The organism is Dolichospermum sp. UHCC 0260, assembly GCF_009711985.1.
GTDB lineage: Bacteria > Cyanobacteriota > Cyanobacteriia > Cyanobacteriales > Nostocaceae > Dolichospermum > Dolichospermum lemmermannii.
Window position 1 is genome coordinate 11238 of sequence record NZ_VIKZ01000035.1, and the last position, 3266, is coordinate 14503.

Annotated in this window: 3 protein-coding genes; 2 read left to right on the forward strand and 1 reads right to left on the reverse strand. The window is 36.3% G+C overall.

Features of this window, described 5'->3' with window-relative positions:
* A partial coding sequence (locus tag FJR08_RS14430; protein WP_015078372.1) for a hypothetical protein occupies positions 1-274 on the forward strand: 274 nt, incomplete at its 5' end.
* Positions 275-380: 106 nt separating this feature from the next.
* A complete protein-coding gene (locus FJR08_RS14435; RefSeq protein ID WP_174783104.1) occupies positions 381-1379 on the forward strand; it encodes a metal ABC transporter solute-binding protein, Zn/Mn family in 999 nt (332 codons plus the stop codon).
* A gap of 396 nt (positions 1380-1775) precedes the next feature.
* Here FJR08_RS14435 and FJR08_RS14440 read toward each other — a convergent pair whose 3' ends face one another.
* Positions 1776-3218: a phosphoglucomutase/phosphomannomutase family protein gene (locus FJR08_RS14440; RefSeq protein WP_168633623.1), complete on the reverse strand. Its 1443-nt coding sequence runs from the start codon at positions 3216-3218 to the stop codon at positions 1776-1778.
* Positions 3219-3266 lie beyond the last annotated feature (48 nt).

Sequence of the window (3266 nt, forward strand, 5' to 3'; positions counted from 1 at the left end):
TATGAAAATAGTCAAACTGATTTTGCTGGCTTTTCCTATGTTTTTAGCATCTCTGCTATTGGTAGTTAACCCAGCACACGCTTCCAAATTCAAAGCTGCACCCGCTGTCCAAATGATTGTGGTGACATCTAATCAAGCAAATTTTGATATAGCTACACCGCAAATAAATAGCATCACACATTCTGTAATACAACAAATTGGTTGCAATTGCACTAATTGTGTTCAAGCTAATTTACAGAAATTACAAGGTAAGTTACCTATGGCTGGAATTTAATAAATTAGAACAATAAATGTTTTACAAGACACAGCAAGTCTGTGTCTTTATTACTTTATATAATTATTTCTGGACTTTTTAATATATTCATCAATTACAATCAATTATGTCAGAAAAAAACCTATCTACACATTTATTGAAAAGTACCATTTTAGGTTTAATGGTGGGTTTATCTGGATGTGGAAATAAACCTATTAATACAATATATAATACCACTAATAAAAATATTGATAATAATTTACCGTTTGTCGTAGTAACTAATAGCGTAATTTGCGATTTAACAAAACAAGTTGCTGGAGATACAATTAATCTGATTTGTTTAATTCCTCCTGGGATAAATCCCATAAATTATAAACCCATTCCAGAAGATAATCAAGCCATTAAAAATGCTAATTTAGTATTGTATCATGGTTATAATTTTGAACCAGGGTTAATTAAAATTATTGAAGAGATTAAAAAACCTAAATTAAAAATTGCCGTTGCTAAAACTATGGGTGTAAATTCCATCCAAATCAGAAAAAATGGTAAGCAAATAATTGAACCTCATGTTTGGCATAATCCTAATAATACTATCAAAATGGTAGAAATAATTAATAGTAGTTTAGTTAAATTAGCACCAGAAAATAAAAATATTTATAATAAAAATACCAAAAAAGTAACTAAAGAAATTAATCAAATTAATAGTTGGATTAAAGGCAGATTAGCTAGTATTCCCGATAAAAATCGAAAATTAGTGACAACAAATTCCGCCATGATTTATTATGTCAAAGCTTATGATATTCCCTATTCAGTCAATTTAGGTAATGTCAAAAATACAGGAAAATTGACAGATCCAAAAGTCATGAATTTGGTTAGAGATATTCAAAAAGCTCAAGTACCAACAATTTTTGCAGATACAAATACCAATTCTAATTTACTCGCACCTGTAGCGACAGCAGCGAAAGTAAAGGTTTTTCAAAGACCACTTTATATTAACGGACTAGGTGAATCAGGAAGTGACGGAGAAACCTATCAGAAAATGATGACTGCTAATACAAGAACAATTGTAGAAGGATTGGGAGGAACATATTTGAAATTTGAGCCGAAAAATTCTCGAAATAAATAGCTACTGCATTTCCATAGAAACAAAATATTTGCTACTTACGTCTAATCACTAAGCTGCTGTCATAAGTAATGCTAAGTAGGTAAACAAAATAAAAATGAGGGGTATTGCGTTTTGTAAAATGGCTGAAACTCAATCAGAATCTCGCATTGAGACAACTTTACATACCGTTATATACCTTTAAATTCTTCTGTTCACCTACTTACGCTTGAAGTTTATACAGCATTGGATTGGTGCCTAATGGCTGCCAACGCTTCTCAGAGATGTGTCGGGAAGTAATTATTTGATTCTGCGGGTAGGGGTTTAGCATTGCTAAACCCTCCAAACTTGAATAATCAAACCGTTGTAGTGCGGGCATCTTGCCCGCATAATGTGTAACTCCCGCTAAATGTGCTGTAATTAATTCGATTCAGCCCAATTTTTTGCCCAATTTAGAGTTTGATGAACTTCTTCCAGAGTTGCAGCTTCACAATAAAGACGTAAAACTGGTTCAGTTCCGCTAAATCTAATCATTAACCAACTTTGATCAGCCAAACGGAATTTATAACCATCAATTGTTTGACAACCAATGACTTCTTTACCCGCAATTTCCATCAAAGGTTGGGATTGTAAAAGGTCTAATAGTCGCCCTCTAACTTGCATATTAGCTAAAGGTAAATCAATCCGATCATAGCTGGATGAAAAACCAGTTTGTTGTTGTAAATAGCGATAATATTCACCTAAATCCAACCCCGATTCCACCACAGCTTCTAATACATAAAGTGCCGATAATAAAGCATCACGTTCGGGAATATGGCTACCATAACCAATGCCACCGGATTCTTCACCACCTAGCAATACCTGCGTCGCTAACATTCGGTCAGCAATGTATTTATAACCTACTGCTGTTTCATGGATAGAAAGGTTATGTAATGCGGCTACACGGGGCATTAAGTCCGAACCGCTGACAGTTTTAACGATTTCGCCCTGAAAGTTCCGCCGTAGGGTTAAATGGTCAATTAAGATGGGAATTAAGATTTGGGAACTGAGGAAATTAGCATCTTGATCTACTGCGGCAATGCGATCGCAATCTCCATCAAATATCAAACCCACAGTTAAACCGGTTTTATGGGTTTCCCGATGAGTTTTCATAACTGTAAATAGCCGGGAAAGATACTTTGGTAAAGGTTCAGGTGCACCACCTTCAAATAGAGGATCACGGTCGCTATTAATTTCTTTGACTTGTTCCCCTAATAATCGTGTTAGTCCTCCAGCCGCTGCACCGTGCATGACATCCACAAATACTGTTAACTTGCCAGTTGCGATCGCTTCTTTGATTTTGTGAATATCAACTTTAGCCGCTAATGCTTGACAATAACTTGGCCAAGGATCAAAGGTTTCTTCCTTACCTGAAATCGCCGCTGGGGCAACTTCTTCTGATAACAAAGCCTCTATCTCTTGAGTAACTTCCGGTGGTACTGAACCACCAAAAGCACTTTTAACTTTTAATCCTAAATATGCACCAGGATTATGACTAGCTGTCACAACTAATGCCCCTAAAGCCTTGAGTTCTTTAGCCGCCCAACTATAAGCCGGAGTGGGGGCAAAAGTTTCGCTAAACAGGACATCAAAACCCACTGCGGTGACGGCATTGGCAACCACACGGGCAAACTCTTCCGCCATAAATCGGCGGTCATAACCGACAATAATCGTTCGACTACCTACTTCCGAAAAGTAAGTATTATGTAAAACTTTGGCTGCTACGGTTGCGACTAATGCCAGACGTTCAAAGGTAAACTCCTCACCTATCACACCCCTCCAACCATCTGTACCAAACTTGATTGGGTTAGTTACAACTGACATAAAAATATCCTAAATTTCTAATTCAGGATTTTAACATTAGTCAGTTGT